The sequence below is a fragment of the Ectobacillus polymachus genome, assembly GCF_048159605.1.
Classification (GTDB): Bacteria; Bacillota; Bacilli; order Bacillales; family Bacillaceae_G; genus Ectobacillus; species Ectobacillus polymachus.
Genome location: NZ_JBLREB010000005.1, coordinates 104,977 through 125,856 on the forward strand (window position 1 = coordinate 104,977; position 20,880 = coordinate 125,856).

General features: G+C 36.6%; 19 protein-coding genes. 10 read left to right on the forward strand and 9 right to left on the reverse strand.

Annotated elements, in window-relative coordinates:
• Positions 1–391: 391 nt before the first annotated feature.
• Together ACM5BR_RS16695 and ACM5BR_RS16700 are read right to left on the reverse strand one after the other, a co-directional pair.
• Positions 392–1,042 carry a DsbA family protein gene (locus ACM5BR_RS16695; RefSeq protein WP_416829162.1) on the reverse strand — a complete coding sequence of 217 codons (651 nt, stop codon included), beginning with the start codon at positions 1,040–1,042 and terminating at the stop codon, positions 392–394.
• Positions 1,043–1,240: 198 nt separating this feature from the next.
• Positions 1,241–3,478: a PhoX family protein gene (locus ACM5BR_RS16700; RefSeq protein ID WP_416829163.1), complete on the reverse strand. Its 2,238-nt coding sequence runs from the start codon at positions 3,476–3,478 to the stop codon at positions 1,241–1,243.
• A gap of 403 nt (positions 3,479–3,881) precedes the next feature.
• Here ACM5BR_RS16700 and ACM5BR_RS16705 point away from each other — a divergent pair, with 403 nt between their 5' ends.
• The 3 genes from ACM5BR_RS16705 (at position 3,882) to ACM5BR_RS16715 (ending at position 6,753) form a co-directional block, all read left to right on the forward strand.
• Positions 3,882–4,430 carry a DUF420 domain-containing protein gene (locus ACM5BR_RS16705; protein ID WP_416829164.1) on the forward strand — a complete coding sequence of 183 codons (549 nt, stop codon included), beginning with the start codon at positions 3,882–3,884 and terminating at the stop codon, positions 4,428–4,430.
• Between the two features lie 299 nt (positions 4,431–4,729).
• The gene (locus tag ACM5BR_RS16710) at positions 4,730–5,899 is read left to right on the forward strand and encodes a MalY/PatB family protein (RefSeq protein WP_416829165.1); all 1,170 of its coding nucleotides are present in this window, start codon (positions 4,730–4,732) and stop codon (positions 5,897–5,899) included.
• 47 nt (positions 5,900–5,946) lie between these two features.
• Entirely contained in the window at positions 5,947–6,753 is an 807-nt protein-coding gene (locus tag ACM5BR_RS16715; protein ID WP_416829166.1) for an AlbA family DNA-binding domain-containing protein, read from the forward strand.
• 57 nt (positions 6,754–6,810) lie between these two features.
• Here the strand turns inward: ACM5BR_RS16715 and ACM5BR_RS16720 are convergent, their stop codons facing one another.
• Positions 6,811–8,211, reverse strand: a complete 1,401-nt coding sequence (locus ACM5BR_RS16720; RefSeq protein WP_416829167.1) for a glycosyltransferase — start codon at positions 8,209–8,211, stop codon at positions 6,811–6,813.
• Between the two features lie 152 nt (positions 8,212–8,363).
• Between ACM5BR_RS16720 and ACM5BR_RS16725 the strand changes: the two genes are divergently transcribed.
• From ACM5BR_RS16725 to ACM5BR_RS16740, 4 genes are all read left to right on the forward strand, one after another.
• On the forward strand, positions 8,364–9,566 hold the full coding sequence (locus ACM5BR_RS16725; RefSeq protein WP_416829168.1) for a glycosyltransferase: 1,203 nt from the start codon (positions 8,364–8,366) through the stop codon (positions 9,564–9,566).
• 82 nt (positions 9,567–9,648) lie between these two features.
• Entirely contained in the window at positions 9,649–9,957 is a 309-nt protein-coding gene (locus ACM5BR_RS16730; protein WP_416829169.1) for an alpha-helical endospore appendage domain-containing protein, read from the forward strand.
• Between the two features lie 350 nt (positions 9,958–10,307).
• Positions 10,308–10,682, forward strand: coding sequence for an alpha-helical endospore appendage domain-containing protein (locus ACM5BR_RS16735; protein WP_416829170.1), 375 nt, complete (start codon positions 10,308–10,310; stop codon positions 10,680–10,682).
• A 240-nt stretch (positions 10,683–10,922) separates the two neighbouring features.
• Complete coding sequence (locus ACM5BR_RS16740; RefSeq protein WP_416829171.1) at positions 10,923–11,237, forward strand: alpha-helical endospore appendage domain-containing protein; 315 nt, start codon at positions 10,923–10,925, stop codon at positions 11,235–11,237.
• Positions 11,238–11,240: 3 nt separating this feature from the next.
• On the opposite strand, the gene ACM5BR_RS16745 is transcribed toward ACM5BR_RS16740, so the two are convergent.
• From ACM5BR_RS16745 to ACM5BR_RS16765, 5 genes are all read right to left on the reverse strand, one after another.
• Positions 11,241–12,164 carry a GDP-mannose 4,6-dehydratase gene (locus ACM5BR_RS16745; RefSeq protein ID WP_416829173.1) on the reverse strand — a complete coding sequence of 308 codons (924 nt, stop codon included), beginning with the start codon at positions 12,162–12,164 and terminating at the stop codon, positions 11,241–11,243.
• Positions 12,165–13,127, reverse strand: coding sequence for a GDP-mannose 4,6-dehydratase (gmd, locus tag ACM5BR_RS16750; protein WP_416829174.1), 963 nt, complete (start codon positions 13,125–13,127; stop codon positions 12,165–12,167).
• Positions 13,128–13,298: 171 nt separating this feature from the next.
• Positions 13,299–14,426: a glycosyltransferase gene (locus tag ACM5BR_RS16755; RefSeq protein ID WP_416829175.1), complete on the reverse strand. Its 1,128-nt coding sequence runs from the start codon at positions 14,424–14,426 to the stop codon at positions 13,299–13,301.
• Between the two features lie 129 nt (positions 14,427–14,555).
• A complete protein-coding gene (locus tag ACM5BR_RS16760) occupies positions 14,556–15,554 on the reverse strand; it encodes a glycosyltransferase (RefSeq protein WP_416829176.1) in 999 nt (332 codons plus the stop codon).
• Positions 15,555–16,115: 561 nt separating this feature from the next.
• Positions 16,116–17,498: a sugar phosphate nucleotidyltransferase gene (locus ACM5BR_RS16765; protein WP_416829177.1), complete on the reverse strand. Its 1,383-nt coding sequence runs from the start codon at positions 17,496–17,498 to the stop codon at positions 16,116–16,118.
• Between the two features lie 343 nt (positions 17,499–17,841).
• Between ACM5BR_RS16765 and ACM5BR_RS16770 the strand changes: the two genes are divergently transcribed.
• Both ACM5BR_RS16770 and ACM5BR_RS16775 read left to right on the forward strand, forming a co-directional pair.
• Entirely contained in the window at positions 17,842–18,144 is a 303-nt protein-coding gene (locus ACM5BR_RS16770) for an alpha-helical endospore appendage domain-containing protein (protein WP_416829201.1), read from the forward strand.
• A 47-nt stretch (positions 18,145–18,191) separates the two neighbouring features.
• Positions 18,192–18,698, forward strand: a complete 507-nt coding sequence (locus ACM5BR_RS16775; protein ID WP_416829179.1) for a hypothetical protein — start codon at positions 18,192–18,194, stop codon at positions 18,696–18,698.
• Positions 18,699–18,889: 191 nt separating this feature from the next.
• Here the strand turns inward: ACM5BR_RS16775 and ACM5BR_RS16780 are convergent, their stop codons facing one another.
• Complete coding sequence (locus tag ACM5BR_RS16780) at positions 18,890–19,963, reverse strand: cytochrome D1 domain-containing protein (RefSeq protein ID WP_416829180.1); 1,074 nt, start codon at positions 19,961–19,963, stop codon at positions 18,890–18,892.
• 349 nt (positions 19,964–20,312) lie between these two features.
• Between ACM5BR_RS16780 and ACM5BR_RS16785 the strand changes: the two genes are divergently transcribed.
• Entirely contained in the window at positions 20,313–20,879 is a 567-nt protein-coding gene (locus ACM5BR_RS16785; RefSeq protein ID WP_416829181.1) for an RNA polymerase sigma factor, read from the forward strand.
• Position 20,880: the final 1 nt, after the last annotated feature.

Sequence of the window (20,880 nt, forward strand, 5' to 3'; positions counted from 1 at the left end):
TGATAACAAGTGCTATGAAGAATATAAGTGCAAGAATAGAAAGGCTTTTATATAAACATTACCTTTTCTCTATGCGTTATTAAGAACACGAGTATTATTATAGCACTCATTCGACAAATCCTCAATGCTTTTTGCGGAAAAAGTCGAAAAATATAAAATTTCTATTTTTTTATAGCAGAAAGGGCGACCCATGCCCATGGAACGCCCTTTCCAGATGTATTTCTTATAAAGTGAAACTTCCCTCGGTGGGGGTTTTTTCTCATCCCCACCGAGGGTTAGCCCGCCCAATCAGGCTTTTACGGGCAGCTATCCCCTACTTAGCCTTTTTCTGATTTCTCTAAGCAGTCTTGAAGTGGGGGTGTTACTGCCCTAAAATAGCGTGATACACACTTTATTTCTTTTCTTTTTCGTCAATTGCTTGTTTAATGCTGTCATAATAAGAATTCGTAAGCTTACCGTCTACATACACAGTAGGAGCCCCTTGTGTATTAAGTTTTAGAGCAATATCTTTGTCATTTTGCACAGCATCAATGATTTCTTTGCTCTTTAAATCCTGTTGGAATTGAGATAGATTGATTTCTGGAAGCTTCGTTTTCACTAAATCGGTTAAAAACTGTTCTGTAATCCATTCCTTTTGTTCACTCTGCTGACTAGCATACATCTCATCATAAAATTTCCAAAAAGCATCCTTATTTTGCTTATAAATTGCTTCACCAGCTTGGGCAGCTAAAGTAGAGTCCTTCCCGACAAATGGAAAATTAATAAAATGCAGTTGTACCTTTCCTGTGTCAATGTAATCTTTCTTAAGCTGAGGAAGAACAGTCGTATCCCATGTACGGCAAGCTGCACATTTAAAATCACCAAATTCAACTACATGAATAGGCGCATCCGCTTTTCCTAATGTTTGTTGAACACTGTAATCAAACGGATCTTTCTTACTTTCCTTATTCTTCTGCATCATGGTAAAGGCAATAGCACCTGCCATAATTAATAAAGCTATAGAAAAAACAATAAATAAAATGGAAGCATTTTTCGTTTTCATTCTTTATACCTCTTCACTAATTTTTCATTCAATTAACGTAAGTATAACAGTCTTTTCATACTTTCACACATATATACTATGATAACAAGCTTTGTATCCTAACGTCCAATATCGCACACGTTGACACAATATTGACACAATTCACATTCAAAATAAAAAGAGCGCCCTTTTCAGGACGCTCAATCACGTTAAGTAGCATTATTTTTCTGCTTTCTTTCTACGCAAGAAGAAAGCTCCGATTGCAGCAAGAACCGCTCCAATTCCTAACATACTATAAACAGTTGTTGCAGTATCAGGAAGCTGCTTGCTGCTAGTTGAAGGTGCTGTTGTACCATTATCGCTTGTCTTATCACTTGTGTTTGTTGGTGTAGGTGTATTTGTATCTGAATTATTTGGTGCTGAAGTTTGTCCATCATTGTTATTATCGTTTCCTGAAGCTTGTCCACCATTGTTATTATCGTTTCCTGAAGCTTGTCCACCATTGTTATTATCGTTTCCTGAACCTTGATTATTACCATTATCTAATGGTGGATTTTCTTGTGCTACTTGGTGAAGAATATTCCCTAGATTTAGATATCCAACCATCCCTGCTTTGTCAATGCCTATATATTTATTAACTTCATCCTTTAACGCAGTAATACTAATAGCCGTAGGTTTATAGGTATCTAGTTCATCACCTGGATGTTGGAAGTTACTCATAATATAAGAGAAACCGTTACGATCGTCTGCAACTTGTAAACCTGTAGCTTCCGCACCAGCTGGAACGGATAGAATACGAGACAATTTCTTCGTATCGATATTATATGCCCATACAAAGTTATTAATATGTTTACCGCTATCTTCCCCAATAAACAAAGTTCTCATTTCTTCTGAATAACTTAGGTTATCAGTGTTTGCCACTTTATCTGGATTTGCCGTATTACCGTATGCATCAGGAGCAGCTAAATCTTCCCCAACTACTATTGCATTCATGGAAGTAGCAACATAGTTACTTGCTATAGCATTCCCACTTTTATCCTTTTGTCCTGCTTGTAAATCCAGTTCATAAGTAGCGCCTGCATTAATTTTTGAAAGCTTAATATCATCGGCTGGGTCCTTTCCTGCTCCATCAGCCATCCCTTTACTTACATCCGTAATAGCAATGTACAATTTATGATCCGTATTATTTGCTGTTACACCTTCCATTTTGTTAAACTCTGCAGTTGCTCCAAGATAGGCAGCATAGCGGCGTGATTCTAAGAAGGCAGCAGCTTTTTCCATACCTGGTTTTACTTTTAAATATTCAACCTTATTGCTGTTTGCATATGTCTTAACAGGAGTAAAGCCTTCTTTTGCTGTATCTGATACTTCAAAAATATCGCTAAATTTAATACCAGTATCAATGATTGCTTTTACTTCGCTGTCCGTTGCATGTCCAAGTTTAATCCATTCTAATTTACCGCTTCCGCCATTTTCTGTACTTGTTTGCTTGAATTTTGCTGCATATAATGTACCAGCTGATAGATCTGCTTCTTTATCAGCTACATACATGAATAAAGTCGTATAAGAGCCGTCATCTCCAAAGAATGCAGTACGCTTATCAGCCATCACCTTCATTAGCTCATTTGATTTACGGCCAACACTATAATGCTTGACGATTTTGCTTGAACCATCAGAGTTAACCGTAACCTCTGGAATAAAGCCATAATAATATGGATTCGCTTTTGAATCATTCCCAAAGTGATATTGTGCAAATGATTTTACATTTGTTGGGTCTGTTGTAGCATTTGCTTCGAACGCACGTGCATCAGGCTCATACTCTTCAGAGCTTAAGTGGGTATTCCATGGAGTAAGGGAACCGTTACATGTAATCCATACACCATTTGCACTAGAAGTATCAACTTTAGAAGCCGATTCTAACTTCAATTCCCCTGTTTCCATATTTTGCTTTAGCTTAGAAACCGTTAAAGACGCAGGAACCTTTCCATAAGCAGAGCTACCTGAGTGATCGAGTGTTTGGTATTCATATTGTGTTACGAGAGAAAGAGAACCATCTGATTGAGGATTAAGCAAGCTGTTCGCATCTGGTGAATCGGAAATAAACGGCACTACATCACCAGGTACACTCTTATCCATAATAGGGTTGCCAAATGCATCAATTGGTGTCCCTGCAGCAATTTTTACACCTTGATTTGTTGCAACCTTGTCATTCGTTTGGAAGAGTTTATTGTAAGACAGTGGTACTTCTTTAGTAGATCCATCAGAGTATGTAACTTTCACCTTTGCATTTGTTTGTACTCTAGCCATATCGGATATATTTGCCGGTGCATCCATGCCGATAAATTCAACATTTGTTACCTTCAAATTTGTTTGTGCATGAATAGAAGAAACAGCAGGAATCATAAGTGATATTGTAGCTCCGATAGCCATCCCAGTAGACAATAACTTTTTTTTCATATTTTCGCCTCTTTTCTACATTTTTTATCAATTCCAATTTAATACCATTAATGTTAAATAAATATACAATATGTGTTAATTTGTTATAAATTTAATAATATAGAAAATTTACAAAACGAATGAATGAACCTATTCATTTGTCATATTTCTCCCTCTATTTAAGGTTAGTAGGGCCCAGGATGGGACTCATTTCTAAAGCATGCTAAGTCATTATTCGTGAGTATTTGATTCTTTTTTGATAAAATAAAAATCGATACGAAAACACATTAAAAAGTTATGGAATCATAGAAAATATGTACGATTTTTGTCACTTTTTCGCATGAACCACCATGATATAATTGAATGGTTTATAGAAAGAATTCTCTTACGAAGAGAAAAATAACATTACATAGGAGGCTAATCTATGAATAATGTGCAAAATGAGTCCCCTAACAATCGTAATTATACGGCGTTTGTCGTAACTCTTTCCGTTGTTGTAAACGGAATTATACTATTACTATTCTTTGGCCCTTTCGGTCATAAGGGGACAGTAAACTTTGATTTGACAATCTTGCCGCAAATGAATGCCATTTTCAACAGCTTTACATTCGTATTCTTACTTTCAGCTTTATACTTTATTACAAGAAAAAACATAAAGCTCCATCGCCGCTTTATTCTAGCAGCATTTACAACAACATTGCTTTTCTGTATTTCCTATTTAACACATGCATACTTAGCACCACCTAGCCATTACGGCGGCGACGGATTTCTACGTTATTTCTATTTCTTTATCTTAATCACTCACAGTTTTTTAGCAGCGATCATCGTGCCACTTGCTCTTTTCTCTCTAATCTGGGGCTGGACCGGTCAACTTACAAAGCACCGTAAAATTGTAAGATGGACTATGCCGCTCTGGTTGTATGTAAGCTTCACAGGCGTACTTGTATATTTACTAATGGCGCCATATTATTAATTTTTTTAATAAATTTACACGTTTCGCATAATGCAAAACGTACTTATTGCAAAAAAGCTGTCTCAGAAGTCGATTTCAGAGACAGCTTTTCTTCTTTTAGACCCGAGCTCGGGCTCCCCTCTTACGTTAATCACTTTAGCAAATCAGCTCTTGCACCTAAAATGACAAAATGATTTCTATTCACTATACTATTGGATATAGTCAGTCGAATAGTATGCTAACCATTCCTTGTATAACATTTCTCAAAAGTTTGATGAAATAGCAGGTACCAGTAAAGAAATTTAGAAAGGTGAGTGCAGATGGAGTATGTAAATAACCGATATCATACAGCTTCAGTTAAATGGGACGGATTAGAAAACATTTTTGGTGTATCTGATGTCTTGCCAATGTGGGTAGCGGATATGGATTTTTTATCTCCAGCACCTATTATAGAAGCCTTAAAGAACCAAGCAGCACACGGAATTTTCGGGTATACGCTTCTAACAGATTCTTATTATCATTCCATTGTAAATTGGATGGAACGACGGCATAGCTGGAAAATAGATAAGGATTGGATCGTATACTCCCCTGGTGTTGTTCCTGCATTGAGCTTTATAATGCAGGCATTTACAAATCCAGGTGACAAAGTCATCATCCAAACTCCCGTATATCCTCCTTTTCATTCGGTTGTAAAAGATCAGGGATGTGATCTTATTGTCAATCCACTTCGTTTTCAAAACAGCACCTACGAAATGGATTTTGATGACTTAGAAGCAAAAATCGATAAGAACGTGAAGCTTTTCATACTTTGCAGCCCGCATAATCCGATTGGCCGTGTTTGGACAAAAGAAGAGCTAACAAAATTAGCCGATATCTGTGTACGCCATAACATTTTAATCGTTTCAGATGAAATTCACGCAGACCTTGTCTATGAAAAGCATGCTCATACACCACTTGCCATGATTTCAGAAGAGATCAAAAATCAATCCATTATCTGCACAGCACCAAGTAAAACCTTTAATATTGCAGGCTTACATAGCGCAAATGTCATCATTCCAAATAAAAAATTAAGAACGAAATTTTCTAATATGATCCAGCGATATCATCTTGGCTCCATTAGTCCATTTGGCTTAGTTGCAACAGAAGCAGCTTATAACGAAGGCGAAGAGTGGCTGGATAATTGCTTGCAATATATGAAAGAAAATATCGATTATGTAGTAGATTACATCAACAAGAATATTCCCGAACTTCACGTCACCATTCCCGAAGGTACTTATTTACTATGGATTGATTTTCGCAATCTTGGAATGGAACCAAAACAACTAGCAGAATTTCTCTTAAAAGAGGCAAAACTCGCCTTAAGTGACGGCAGCTCATTCGGTAAAGATGGCGAGGGGTTTATGCGCATGAATATTGCTTGTTCGCATGAGATTGTTGAAAAAGCAATGAGACAACTGAAAACAGCGGTTCAGAATCGAATGAGTGAGTAAATTTGTGAAAATGATTTTTAAGAAAGTTTTTGTAGGAGGTACTTATTTTGGCCGGCAATTCTCAATTGATTAGTAATAAAGCACTACAGCTGTTAAATAAAGAAGAAGGATATGACGTTGACTTCAAGCGAGATATGAAGGGTCTGAAGCCAGAAGATTTAGTATCGTTTGCGAATTCCCCCTTTGGCGGTACGATTCTTGTCGGAGTAGATGAGTATACAGATTTAAATGGACAACAACGCGGGAGCATATACGGATGTGCCATCGGTGATAAAGAAAAGCTATCCATTCTCTCAAAAGCAGGTGAATGTCGCCCTCCTGTAGGCCTTGAAGTATTTGTTGAAAATGAGGATACAGACAAACCGTTTTATCGTATAGAAATTCCTAGCGGTCCATATAAACCGTATTGTACAAACAAAGGAATCTATCAAATTAGAGGTGACGGGAGGAATAATCCGATTACCCCTGAGAAACTGTTAGATATGTATTTAGAGTTACAAGGTAGCGCGTTTATAGAGCGTTTTAAGAATGCAACGAAAGAATTAAATGATGATTTACACGAGACGAAATCGCAAGTAAGCATCTTAAACAATAATCTTATTAGTATTAAAGACAAATTAGATCAAGATATGAAAGGAATATGGGAAGATCTAGAAAATTTCAATCAAAGAATCCATGGTCAATTAGACGATATTTCCTATATTGCTGAAAATTCGAGTAGCCATCCTGACAATGCGGTTTCAAAATCACAAAATATAGCCTCGAAACTTAATTCATTAGCAAATCAAATGACTGAAGTTGTAGAAGCCGTTAACGTCCTACGTAAATATTTTGAAACTGAAAGAAAAGATTAGAATCTGAAAAATCCAAAAAATGCCATCATAAAAAGTATTATGATGGCATTTTTATTTTTACTGTATAGCTTTCTGACAAATTCTAAGCATAAGCAAGATGTTCTCCTGAAAGTCCTTGCTTTCTTTCTCCATGTTGGCGGCAATATAGGTAAGATGCTCAATCGCTGCGGTAAAGTTTTTTTGGATGATATAAATAACTGCTGCATTATACCTTGCCATAAGCGATGAATGGTATATAGATAGAATATTAAGATATATCCCTAACGCATCCTCCATACGATTTTTTTCGTATAATTCATTTCCATGCTCTAGCTCTATATTTATGATATCCTCATCAGTTAATTTTAGATTGGATTCCTTCTGTACGAACTGCTTTATTCTTTCAGATACAGCCCGTGCAGTTTTCTCCCAAGTAAAGGTAGATAAAATATGCTGGCTGGCTTTTTGTCCTTTCTCCTTTACTTGTGTACGATTTTCATAGACAACTCGCATAACCTGCTGTAAATCGTGAACATCAATTGAAAGCCACCATGGATAATCAACTGTATTAAGAGTACCTACTTTTTTCTCAGGTAAATTAACTTCCTTTGAGGAAACAAAGAATGCTGTTTCTTCCGTACAAAAATCTTGGCATGACCCTTTATCTGGGACAATCACCGGAGTACCGCATGCCATTGCTTCTGCAATAGGCAAACCAAATCCCTCACCCCTATATGGATGAACCAAGCAATCACACGCTTTATACAGTCCTGCCAGCTCTGCTTCCGAAAACTCCTTATCCATATATACAATACGAGGATTCTTTGGATCAGATATAGTCTCAAGGATTACTTTCTCAAGCGTTATTCCCTTATAAACAGATTGGGTCCCCGTGTCTTTAATAAACAAGCAAACATCATCATCTGCAGTAAATTCTTTAAGATAGGCCTCAAGCAAAATATCGATTCCCTTCCGTCCAATTGTTCCTCCGACAAATAGGAACCGAAAGGAAGACGTTTCTAAAGATAGCGGTTCAACACCAGTATGAAATACGTTTTCGTCTACGCCAAGTGGAATCACATGAATTTTGTTTTCAGGAATACCGCTGCGTATGTAGCTTTCCTTGTTGTATAAGCTATAAACCCAGATTTCGTCTACCCAATATTTCATAGGGATATACCACTCTCTATAAATTGCTCCAAATTCCCATGGTTGCATACAAATCCAATGCCTGCTTTTTGGATCCGACCAATCGGGCGGCCACTGGTGGATAACGGTAATGTCCGATTCAGGAAAAGGCAAAAATTCCTTCGTTTCACTGAAAGATCGGAGAAATGGTATTTCTGTCGCAGGTATCTTCTTTCTTAGGTTGATAAAATACTGACTAAGATACTTACAAATATTCTTGTTTACAATCGCGAGACTATGAACTGCAAATTGAGAACCAACCCAGTTTATTTTGAGAGTATCTGTCTTCAAGCGGTATCCTCCTCAAGTTCATCATATGGTTCCTTTTTCACTCACCCATTATATGGAATACGGTTTGGTAAGTTTCCAAAAAATCACTTTTGCCTAGTTCGTTTCATACTATAGAAAATGATTTTAATAATGTATAAGGAGGAAGGAAACAAATGGACTTTCGAAGTCTGTCGTTGTGTATGATCGTAAAAGATGAAGAAAAGTATATTGGAAACTGTTTAAAAAGTATACAAGGGGCAGTGGACGAAATCATTATTGTAGATACAGGATCTTCAGACCGAACGGTTGAAATCTGCAAATCATTGGGAGCTAAGGTTTTCGAGTTTCCCTGGAACGGAAGTTTTTCAGCTGCCCGTAACTATGGATTGGATCGTGCTACAGGAGACTGGATATTATGGCTGGATGCAGATGAGGAAGTAGATTCTTCAGATGTGTATAAGTTGCGTGATGTTCTATACTCCGATGACAATATTTTATCCATACACTTAGTTAATTATTATGGTGAAGAACCAGATTCAAATAATACATTCGATGTTGCTCATACTCGCCTTTTCAAAAATCATAAAGGCTTTAAATTCATGTACGATATCCATGAAATGCTCAATATTAATGACATTCTTCCCGAATCGGAGACGATTCAAATCAAAATTGCGCCCATTAAAGTATATCATTATGGGTATTTGGATTCTGTGAATAAAAATAAAAAGAAATCTGAACGAAACTTGAGTATGCTAGAAGAGTCTCTTAAACAACAGGACCACAACCCTTGGACTCATTATCATATTGCAAGTGAATATTACAATATAAAAGAATATAGTAAGTCGTTTGATCATGTCAATCGTGCCATTTTAGATTTCCTAAAACAGCTCCACACACCTCCTGCTTTAATATATAGATTAAAGTATGCCATATTAATTAGTTCTGGGAGCATTGAAGGGGCATGGCCCAGTATCGAAAAGGTGACGTTGCTCTATCCAGATTATGTAGATTTACATTTTTATAAAGGAATAATCTTATTTTTCAAAGAATGGTACACAGAAGCGATAAAAGTGTTTAATCACTGCCTCGAAATGGGTGAAGATAATTTGCAATACCTTACCTTAAAGGGGGTAGGTAGCTTTCAAGCTTTGTTTTATAAAGGATGCTGTCTTGAACAACTGGGACAGATTGAGGAAGCTGCAATATGTTATGCAAAGGCCGCTAGTCTGTCAAACACATTTGTTTCACCTGTAGATGCCTTGCACAAGCTGATAAAAGAGCATCAAGACCTTTTCGGAGAATTAGCAGAAGACTGTGATGATGAAACTCTAATAACAACAGTGTTATCTAGAAATACTCCTAAAAATAAAACATGATAAAAATAGCTTCAAAGCCGTGTCATTCTTTAAGGGTAATCAATACAATGTAATTGAAACTGAAAGAAAGAGAGGTGATATAATGTCTTTCCCAAATATCCCTAATGTTACGCCAACTATTTCCCTTTCTACAGCACAGACGATTCCATTACTTTTAGCTTCCATTGCATTTGAAGAATTAGCTCTCGCTCATATCGTTAATGCTGAAGCAGAGAAAATTCAATTTGTTCTTGGAACATTGACTCCGACTAGAAACACGTTTACTCCTACATTCGTTACCCTATCCAATCTGCTTGATGTAAATAAATCTGTTCAAACAACTCTTCGTGATGTCATTAAGAAGGAAATGTTACTTCAATTTAAATTTGAAAATATCCTTGATTTGCTTTAAGGAAACTTATACCTTTAGGTAGCTTCTATCACCTCTGTTTCTAGAGTTATTTGCAAAGATTGCTGTCATATCTAGCTATGAAGTTCGAATTTTCAATACATTAAAAAACCTTAGCCTCCCTGTTCATCATACTAAAACATGATGAATGGGGAGGCTTTATTTCATAAAGCTGTAATATTGTTGCAAAGGCTGCTAGTTTTCAAGCACGACCATGATGATGAAACCTTTATCACCCACAGTCTTATATAAATAAAAAATAACGAGTGATAGAAAAAGGGTATACAAGCCGTCTCATTCTAAGAGGACAAGTAATAAAATAAATTGATACTAAAAGAAAGAGAGGTGATATAATGTCTTTCCCGAATATTCCTAATGTTACACCAACTATTTCCCTTTCTACAGCAAAGACGATTCCATTACTTTTGGCTTCCATTGCATTTGAAGAATTAGCTCTCGCTCACATTATCAATGCTGAGGCTGAGAAAATTCAATTTGTTCTTGGTACATTGACTCCTACTCAAAACACATTTACTCCTCAAAGCACATTTAATCCTCTAAGCATATTTAATCCTCAACATAATCCTCCAGTCGTTACACTATCCAATCTGCTTGAGATAAATAAATCTGTTCAAAGAACTCTACGTGATACCATTAAGGAGGAAATGTTACTTCAATTTAAATTTGAAAATGTCCTTGATTTAATATCCATTACTCCATTACCTTAAGGAAACTTCTATCCCCTGTTTCTAGAGCTATTTACAATAGGCTACTCTTATAACAATGAGATTCTATTTTATTACGGTATAAAAATCCACTTGCCCTTCCTGTTCACCATACGAAGCGTGAACAGGAAGGGTTCTTTTTTTCATAAATGAGACAAATAAACTTGTACGTAAAAATAATTGTATCATTCCTAGGTCTAGGTAAATAAAATACAACAGTATTAAATAAAAAGAGGTGATATGATGTCTTTCCCAAACATTCCGAATATTACACCAACAATTTCGGTTACTACGCCACAGGCTATACAGTTACTTTTATCTTCCATTGCCTTGGAAGAGTTAGCTCTCGCTCACATTATTAATGCCGAGGCTGAGAAGCTTCAATTTGTTCTTGGAACTTTGAGTTCAGGAGTCAGACTTTCTCCTCCAGTGGTGTCTGTTTCCAATCTGCTTACTGTAGACGCAAGTATTCAAAGAACTTTAGAAGACGTTATCAAAAAAGAAATGTTACTGCAGTTCAAGTTTGAAAACATCCTTGATCTTATAAAGCAGCAATGATAGCTAGAGTTTATTTAAACAATAATGGTAAATATCCCTCAATGTATCATCTAGTTTCTGCTTTGGTTTCCATCTCGTTAATCTGAATAATTTCCCTGGGTCTCCTACTAATCTTGGGTTATCTACCATTCTCATTTTATTCGGATCCGTAATCACCTGAATTGTTCTATTTGAAAAGGACAAAAGAATATTTAATATATCTTGAATATAAACTCCCTTGCCAGTGCATACATTGTACACTTCACCAGGCTTTCCTGACAGTCCAATTTCGTAATATGCCTTTACGATATCCCTTACATCTGTAAAATCTCTTATGACTTGTAGATTACCAATACTTATTACATTTTCTTTTGTTAGCCCTTTATTGATAAGGGCTATTTGATGTGCAAAATCAGTTGTTACAAATCCTAACCTTTGACCAGGACCAATATGATTAAACGGTCTAACATGTGTCACATTCAATTTATACGTTTTGTAATAGAAAGTTGTAAGCATGTTTATCATGCATTTGCTTATCCCATACGGATTTATTGGGTTTAATGGTGTTTCTTCTGGGACTTGTTCTACTCCTTTAGGAATAGTCCCATACTCTTCTGAAGATCCTACTGTAATGACCTTTATTTGTTGATCTGATTTTCTTACTGCTTCCAACAAGTGAATCGTTCCTATTACATTTCCCTGAATAAAATCAGACTTATGTTCCCATGACTCCCTTACATTGCTTAATCCAGCCAAATGAAAAATGTGCGTAGGATTGACTTTTTCAATTAATACAAGGACCTCATTCTCAGTTAATAAATCTAATTCAAAAATATGCTTCTTGCCTCTGTTTACCCTTGATGTCCCATAGACGTCAGCTTTATCCCGCAAAAAGGTTTCAAGATATTGCCCTACAAATCCAGTAATACCTGTAATAAGTACTTTCATTTACATTCCCCTGTACTTTCGTGTATCATGGTCAACCATCATCTTTACTAAATTTTCGAAAGAAACTCGTGGTTCCCAACCTAATCTTTCTTTCGCTTTTTTCGGGTCGCCAAGCAGCAAATCTACTTCTGCTGGTCTCATAAATGCAGGATCTTGAATGACATAATCTTCCCATTTTAGTCCGACATGATCAAAGGCGATTTCGACAAGACGACGTACGGTATGGGTTTTCCCTGTGGCTACAACATAATCATCTGGCTTTTCCTGCTGAAGCATAAGCCACATCGCTTTAATGTAATCTCCTGCGAATCCCCAATCCCTTTTTGCATCAAGATTGCCAAGCCTAAGCTCTGTTTGGAGACCATATTTAATTCTTGCTACAGCATCTGTTACTTTACGCGTAACAAATTGTATGCCCCGTCTCGGTGACTCGTGGTTGAATAAGATTCCCGAGCATGCAAATATATCATAGCTTTCTCGATAATTAACTGTAATCCAATGACCAAATACTTTAGCAACACCATAAGGACTTCTTGGATAAAACGGCGTCGTTTCTTTTTGAGGGGTTTCTATTACCTTTCCATACATTTCTGAACTTGAAGCCTGATAAAACCGTGCATCTGGCTTTACTTCCCTTACAGCTTCCAACATATGCAGTACACCCAGACCAGTGACTTCTCCTGTATAAACAGGCTGTAACCAGGAATCAGCTACAAATGATTGTGCACCGAGGTTATATACCTCATCAGGGAGGGACAGTTTTACGGCTTGTATCAATGAAGATAAATCAGACAAATCACCTGATACAAATTCGATCTCCTTGACTATATGTTTAATATTTTCATAATTTTCAGTTGATGTTCTCCTTTTTAAGCCATAAACTTTGTATCCTTTTTCTAGAAGAAATTCCGCCAAATATGACCCATCTTGACCAGTGATACCCGTTATAAGAGTTCTCTTCATGATGTCATCCCCAGTCGTGTTTGATGAAAAATTTTCTATTGTATTGTTATGCTGTTATCCCCTTCTTATATTCCCTTATCCAGAAAGGCCAATACCTTTTGAATACAAAAAAACCTTATAGAAAAGACGTTGGTTATTTCTACCAACACCCTTTATATAAGGATTTTTAATTTAGGAAAATAATCTTGCCTTCATTTGCTTGGCAATAACCTCTGGAGAGAAATGATCTTGTATGTCTTGTTTTGCCTGCAATGCAATTTCTTCTCTTTTTTTATGATTCTCAAACGCCTCCCGCATTACCTTTCGGACGGATTGTTCTTTTACCTTTGGCCATTTATGTCCTAAATAGTGAATGCTCCTTGTCCGTTGCAACTCAGGGTGTACGAATTCGAGCTCCTGCTCTGGTTCTATTAGAAAACAATTTTGATCATTCATCCATTCTGTAACTCCTCCCCAATTAATAGATATAACTGGTTTCCCTATCGCCATCATCTCCATCTGTGGCATACCCCATCCACAGGCTCTTTCAGTAGAAATATAGCAGGTGCAGCTTGAATATAGAGACAGAAGATCTTCTCGCGGGGTATTTTCAATCATAATGTGGATATGAGGATTATTTACTTTGTCCGGTATATAGGAAGACACTAAATCAGAAAAATTTTCCTGGCTAATCCAGTATGGAATATATATTTTTAAGATAAGGCTAACATCATCTCTACTAGAAAATTCTTCACAATAACTCTGAATAAGTAAGTCTAAGCCTTTGCGATAATCAAAGGCCAACGAGTACAAAAACTTAAAGGATTTAACTTCACTTGGAAAGGGGTATAAATCAAATTGTTTCGTATATTGGCTACTCTCAATCGGATAATGAATAACCTGTACCTTTGAGGAATCGACACCAGATTCGGTGAATGTCCGATAATTAAATTGAGTAGGTACCCAAATTTCATCCATCTCATTGCATAAATTTGCCCAATGAATTGGTATGCGATCCGTTTCATATAGAGTAATTCCAATCGTTTTTTTAAATCCTTTTTTATCTATATACATAAATGACTCTGAGGGACTATGAATCACAAGAACAGGATCATCACCTAGATTGATTTTGGTGCTAAGGAAATTTGATAACAGTTCGAAATCATCTTCCCCAATTTCTTTATTCATTTTCCCACTATTTACTACATGTACAGGGAGTCCAATATGTTGTAAAGCTCTTAAATAGTTTCTAGAAACATTGCCGTATCCCCCCATATCACCAATAGGACCTATCCACACAATTCCTGAAGGTTTAGACATATTTTCAATCTCCCTTTTCATGATCTATAGAATTAAGTGACCAAACTTCCCTACAAAACTGAAAACATATCATCGGATGGTTTGACCTATTTTCAATTGATATAGAATTGTTCTTTATACAAAGTAATATTACTTCCCGCTTAAATATTTCTCCCATTGTTTTTTAATACTCTCTTTTCCAAACAATTGAATTGCTTTTTTTCTAGCATTTCCGCTGATTTCTTTGGCAAATTCGTAGTTGTTCAATAATTCATGTAAATAAGCCCGTAACTCAAAAATATTATCGGAGAGAAAACCCTCTCTTCCATTTTCAATAATTTCAGGAATTTCAAACGTACGTTGTTGATAAAGTGGATGGTTACCTTGAATTTCTGAAACGGAAACAATAGGAATACCTGTCATAAATGCCTCAATAAAACCAAGGGTATAACTCGTAACCCTAGTACCGGTATAAAAAAATGCTCGATTTTCCTTCATCTCTTGTTTCATTTGTTCATATGTTAGCATTCCTGCGCTTTCAGGCAGCCCCTCATTACCCGGACCAAATAATTTAACCGGAAGTTCCATACAGGCGAAATGGAAAATATTATAGTTGCAATCTATTATCCTTTGTTTCATTAACTGATTAATAGTTATAATTTGTGATTTATTTCCTATCCATTCATCATACTCTTTAGGATCTTTGTAGAACCTAATTATGGAGTCTTCCCCAATATAACCTGGAATCATTTTTTCCCTTGGAGAATACCGAACAATTTCCATGCCTTGTTCTCGATACGGGCGAAGCATTTCTTCAACCTCAGGAACGGATTGGCCGATTGACCGCCAAATCACCCGTTTGTGTTTAATCTTTTCCCAATTATTTATGACCATAGAAGGTGTATGCATAATAATAATAATGTCTTTGTCTGCAACCATGTCGGGATGCAAATCATCTTTTGGAAAACGATCGACTAGATCTGCAAAATGTGGATCATAGGACATTTCTGGTATTGGGGGACGAAGTTTACTACCTTTATGTGGACGGGAATATTGTCCATGTGAAAAACATTCGTATCCTAATTCAGTAAATAGTTTTAGTTCATCATATTCCAATACCTCATGAACCGATAAGTATAAAATTTTCATCTAAAATCGCACAGGATACCCCATCTTCAAACATGCGCAGGGCGTAGCCCAATGTTAAGGTGGGGAGGAATGTGCGTTGACGTAAGCCAAAACACTCCTGAGCTACCTCCTTCCGTGTTATAATTTAATTTGGATAAAGGAGAAAACCGTTGAATATGGAAGGCACTCCTTTACTCGTTTTGCTCTTTGACAAGATATGAGGTTGCTACAAAAAGTCGTTTGTAGCGTAAAATCTTAGACGTATTCGTCTGCCTAGTTGGATGTGGAAGCCTAGTACTGCCACTAGGCAAAGCCGCCTGCGTAACGGTTGCTATTTGGGTATATCCCTTGTAGTAGGGTAGCAGTCAATCTGCCCACGATGTAACACCACACTAAGGAAGGAGTTGCAAGACCCTTGCACTTCTGGGTAGTTACAAGCTCCCACTTCAATCACACCGTAAGGTCGATAAGTGGTGAGTAGTTGACAATCTACCCTGCCACCTCATTACTTTGTGAGCTAAGACACATTCGAAAAGATTATCATAAATCTTGCAAGGCTTTACCAAAACATTCCTTAACTATTTACCTACTCGTATTATTCCGCTTACCCTCAATTTCTTCCTTCATGTCTTCCCATGACAGAAACAAACGTACAATATCATCCTCTTCAAGTTTACTTCCCATCTGCACCTCAATCATTTCAAGCTCCTTGATTGCTTTGATTCCATGCTTTCCACCAATCGGGATGTTCAATACATCACCTGCTTTTACATAAGATATTACATCATCTAGAACAAATTCACCTTCGCCTGAAACAATCACCCATACTTCGCTTCGATTATGATGATATTGGTAGCTGATGTTTTTTCCAGCTAATACACATAGCCGTTTTGTCAGTACTTTCGTTCCATCAGGGGATTCTTTACAATCCAAGACACGGTACCATCCCCAGCGACGTTCCTCAAACATAGGTCGCCTATCAAAATCTTTTACAATCTCTTTGATTTGGTGGCTGCTCTTTTTATCTGAAATCAAAATGCCATCCGAACTTGTAGCGACAACCAAATTTGACATTCCTACTACAACAACCGGAATGTCTAATTCATTGATTATATGTGTTCCTTTACAATCCTCACTCATTGAGCCTCTACCGATGATATTGGTTTGCATTTCATCAGTTAACGTGTTCCAAGTCCCGAGATCTTTCCAATAACCGTTATATGGGATAACGACAATCTGCTTTGCCTTTTCGACTATTTCATAATCAAAACTAATTTTAGGAAGCTTCCCATAGTGTTGAATCAGTTCATCATATTGCGTAGGCAAACCTCTTTCTTCTAATTGATTCATCATATAACCAAGCCTAAACGCAAAAACTCCGCAATTCCACAACGCATCTTGTGTTAGTAATCTTTTAGCCTGCTCTTCTGACGGTTTTTCCTTGAAACCCTTTACTTTACTATATATTTGTAGCTTCTCACTAGGAATAATATAACCGTATTTTGTGGAAGCGTAGGTAGGATTTACACCAATTAAGCCAATTTCCACATCTTCTTGCCTGATAACCCACTCTAAATCTTTGACTTTATCAAAAAATCGATTTTCCACAAACGGATCTACAGGCATTACAGTGATGACTTCGTTTTCATTAACACCAAGAATGGAATACAAATATGCTGCGGCTAACGCAATGGCAGGAAAGGTATCTCTTCGCTCCGGTTCGATAATGATTGGGACCCCGGTATCCAATTGACTTTGAATGACATCCGCTTGATTGTTATTAGTTGAAATATAAGTTACATCCAATAACCCACTCAAACCTAATTGTCGCCAAATTCTTTGAACCATGGACTCTAGCTTATTTTCTGGACTCACCAACATTTTTAGAAATTGCTTAGATCTATAATCATTGGAAAGCGGCCATAATCGTTTTCCTGATCCTCCTGACAGCAATATAAGTTTCATATCATGCACCTCAATACAGTAAATTCGTTACAAATTTCTCTCCTCTGAACTACTATCATATGAGTGCATGTGACAATGTGAAATGGATAAAAGTCAATGGATCTTTAGAATGAACAACATTTACGGATTCCGTTAGTCCAGCAACAACTATTGAAGAATGTAATGCAGGATAACGAGTAATAGAAAACAATAACACCTTCATTGCTACGTTAACGTCACACGGGAATGGGGAATTGAACTAAGCAGAAGACATGCTTTTTATCAGGGCATTTGTAACAGATAGTAATGGTGAATCATACACTAAAACGTAAATTAAAAAAAGGAGGGTGCTATTACCTTGAGTATGCCAACGATACCCGCTGAGCCCCATCGTCCCAATCGTAAAGAAATCATTATAGACTTATTGGAATCAATAGCATTAGAGGAAATTGCTTTATCACATCTTTTAAACGCTGAAGCGGAAAAAATTCAAGCTTTCGTTGGGGAATGTAAGGATTTCCCTACAGAGCCCACAAACTGTGAAATACTCCAATTCAACAGAGAAGCAACAAGATTTGTTGAAACAATCTTAATGAAAGAATGGCTATTATTAAGGAAACTTGAGAATGTATTAGAATTAATCCCAGATGATTCATGCTGTGAGTAAAACTCATCAAAATTAGTAAATATTCTTTTGAGGAAGGGGGGAAGGTGTTGTTCTATCGATTCGATGAAGAAAAATATATATCTTTCTTATGGTCAATCTTCCATATGGAGCGTTCTGTTCATAAATATTTACATTCAATACATGATATGTTGATTGCAATTAAACATAACGATAAAAATAAAAGTGAAAATGACGATGCAACCATCATTGTAAAAAATCATATAGTACCACTGCTACAACGTATTGCTGACTTAGAAGGAATTATGTTAAGAAAGACTTTTTATATTTTCGAACATACTTGCCCTCATACCCAAATAGATGCAATGCTCCGTATATCCAAAGAGCGTTTTGATGAGAGATTCCTAAATACAAAGGCTTTATTATCTGATATAAATATAAAACTTAAACAAGTCTATCCGAATTATAAGATTATTGATGAAACAATCGGGAGTATTATATTTCTAGAAACGAGAAGAAAGCAATTTTTTTTAGTCCCTAAGCAATGGAAAGAAAATAATGACCCTTCGAAAGTATGGTTAGCATATAAACCGTGAACATTAACCTTAAATAGTACTAAGGACAGCTAGCTCTCTTACGTGTACAGGAATAGCTAGCATTAAAAAAACTCAGACCACACTAGGTCTGAGTTTTTTAAATCTAGACTTTTTGATTTAATCCCCATTTAAGTGACTATTCAAGCAGTTAGATACTATCAATGAATCTGGCAGTTCGCACGAATACTAAATTAGGGTTTGTAAATTAAGTCGATGGGTTTCTTACCTACTGGAATTATAATCATTACTTTGTTAGTCGTAGTGTCAATTACATACACGTCATTTGAAACTTCATTGTCTACATACAAACGACTCATGTCCTCGTTAGGCATAACACCATGTGGGGTTTTACCAACGTTAATTTTAGTTACTAAAGTCTTATCCTCTGTCTTATAGACTTCCACTTGGTTCGCATCCCCCGTTACACTAAGGTAAGCAAAATTCCCTTGTTTGGTTGTAATAAAATGAACATGGTTAGGTTTAGGTCCAACATTAAAAATCGATTTCACAGTCAATGCTTTCGCATCGATAACCGTAATTTTAGATGTATCTTTATTTACTACCCATACTTCAGATCCATCTGGTGTAGTCATGATAAAGGGTGAGAATTTTCCACCGACCGTTAGTTTTTTGACAGACTTATGAGTATCCATGTTGATAATATCAACTTGATCTTCTTTTTGGCTCGAGATAAATGCGTATTTTCCATCGTTTGAGAATACAGGCATTCCAGGACCATTTACGGTTTTAATCTTTTCTTTAAGAGTCAGTGTCTCGGGATCGATGACGTCGATATAATCTTCCCCCCGAATGGTTACCCAAGCTTCTTTCCCGTCATTTGTAAACATAATAGCATGAGGCTCACGACCAACTGGAAGGTAGCCCACCACTTTATTTGTCTCTGTATCGATTTTCACTACATCACTCGATCCCCGAGCTGTTACAAGAAGAATTTTTCCATTCGGGGAAAGCCAGGCACCATGTACGTCAATAAACCCATTATATAGGGGACGATGAATATCTTCGTCTCCTAAAGGGATGTCCATTAAAAACTTATTGGTTGATGGGTCAATGACTGACACTGTATTCGAAATCTCATTCATGGTATAGACACGTGGAGGTTGATTATCTTCTTTATGACCCATCATCATAGCATGACTAGTACTCGTAGTTTCTGCACTCGTCTGAACACTGCTGTTTTTACTACAAGCAGCTAAAAAAGTGAAGGACATCCAGACAGAAAGAAATAAAATCCATTTTTTCATGAATAAAAACCTCCTATTTTTTCTCTATTAAGATAACGAAGAACGTGTAAAATCAGTTTGGTATTTTTAAAGATTTCTATTTTTTGGAATATTTAGTGTATTATATAATCTAACAGAACTGATTGTTGGAATTACGCTTTCATTTTTACTTCCCTAGTTATTTTCTATTTTCTGCTTAGTTCATGTCTTGATAGGAAAACGGATCCATAAAATCCTAAAAAATATCTCGTTATGCTCCCATGTTTTCATTATATCCATATACTTCTAAATAAAATAGAAACCTCTTTTATGTTTCCGTCGTTTTTTATAAATAAAGGGTTGGTCATTAACATTGAGGAGTGTTCCTACCATGCATAAAAGAACAGATGAAGAATTAATATGCCTTGTGCTAGATAAATCTCGACCTGCATTAGAGGAACTTTATGATCGCTATGTACGTCTCATTTATTCTTTTGCCATGAAATCAACCCATGATGAACAGATGGCAAGAGAAATTGTGCAGCTTGTTTATACCCGGTTATGGACCACAGAAGGAGTTTATGATTCGAAGAAGGGTCAATTTGTCAGTTGGCTCCTTACCATCACACGCAATATCACAGTGGATTACCTTCGTAAAAAAAAGCGGGAAGAACGTTTTGTCACAATTACCCTTGAACATTGGAATGAAATTCCTGTCCATCCTAACCATTCTCCAGAGACCATCGTCTCTCATAAATTGATAAAGCAACAAATTCAAAGCGCATATCAGTGGTTATCCGAAAGCCAGATTCAACTCATTCAACATGTATACTGGGAAGGATATTCTTTAACCGAGGTTGCCCAAATGAGAAATGAACCGTTGGGAACGATTAAGAGTCGACTTCATCAATCCTTAAAGATATTACGGAAACATTTACGAATCGAGATGGAGGGATAAA

Coding starts and splice junctions, on each gene's coding strand:
- ACM5BR_RS16695 (WP_416829162.1), bottom strand. CDS start 1,042: ATGAAAACGAAAAATGCTTCCATTTTATTTATTGTTTTTTCTATAGCT.
- ACM5BR_RS16700 (WP_416829163.1), bottom strand. CDS start 3,478: ATGAAAAAAAAGTTATTGTCTACTGGGATGGCTATCGGAGCTACAATA.
- ACM5BR_RS16705 (WP_416829164.1), top strand. CDS start 3,882: ATGAATAATGTGCAAAATGAGTCCCCTAACAATCGTAATTATACGGCG.
- ACM5BR_RS16710 (WP_416829165.1), top strand. CDS start 4,730: ATGGAGTATGTAAATAACCGATATCATACAGCTTCAGTTAAATGGGAC.
- ACM5BR_RS16725 (WP_416829168.1), top strand. CDS start 8,364: ATGGACTTTCGAAGTCTGTCGTTGTGTATGATCGTAAAAGATGAAGAA.
- ACM5BR_RS16730 (WP_416829169.1), top strand. CDS start 9,649: ATGTCTTTCCCAAATATCCCTAATGTTACGCCAACTATTTCCCTTTCT.
- ACM5BR_RS16735 (WP_416829170.1), top strand. CDS start 10,308: ATGTCTTTCCCGAATATTCCTAATGTTACACCAACTATTTCCCTTTCT.
- ACM5BR_RS16740 (WP_416829171.1), top strand. CDS start 10,923: ATGTCTTTCCCAAACATTCCGAATATTACACCAACAATTTCGGTTACT.
- ACM5BR_RS16745 (WP_416829173.1), bottom strand. CDS start 12,164: ATGAAAGTACTTATTACAGGTATTACTGGATTTGTAGGGCAATATCTT.
- gmd (WP_416829174.1), bottom strand. CDS start 13,127: ATGAAGAGAACTCTTATAACGGGTATCACTGGTCAAGATGGGTCATAT.
- ACM5BR_RS16755 (WP_416829175.1), bottom strand. CDS start 14,426: ATGTCTAAACCTTCAGGAATTGTGTGGATAGGTCCTATTGGTGATATG.
- ACM5BR_RS16760 (WP_416829176.1), bottom strand. CDS start 15,554: ATGAAAATTTTATACTTATCGGTTCATGAGGTATTGGAATATGATGAA.
- ACM5BR_RS16765 (WP_416829177.1), bottom strand. CDS start 17,498: ATGAAACTTATATTGCTGTCAGGAGGATCAGGAAAACGATTATGGCCG.
- ACM5BR_RS16770 (WP_416829201.1), top strand. CDS start 17,842: ATGCCAACGATACCCGCTGAGCCCCATCGTCCCAATCGTAAAGAAATC.
- ACM5BR_RS16780 (WP_416829180.1), bottom strand. CDS start 19,963: ATGAAAAAATGGATTTTATTTCTTTCTGTCTGGATGTCCTTCACTTTT.
- ACM5BR_RS16785 (WP_416829181.1), top strand. CDS start 20,313: ATGCATAAAAGAACAGATGAAGAATTAATATGCCTTGTGCTAGATAAA.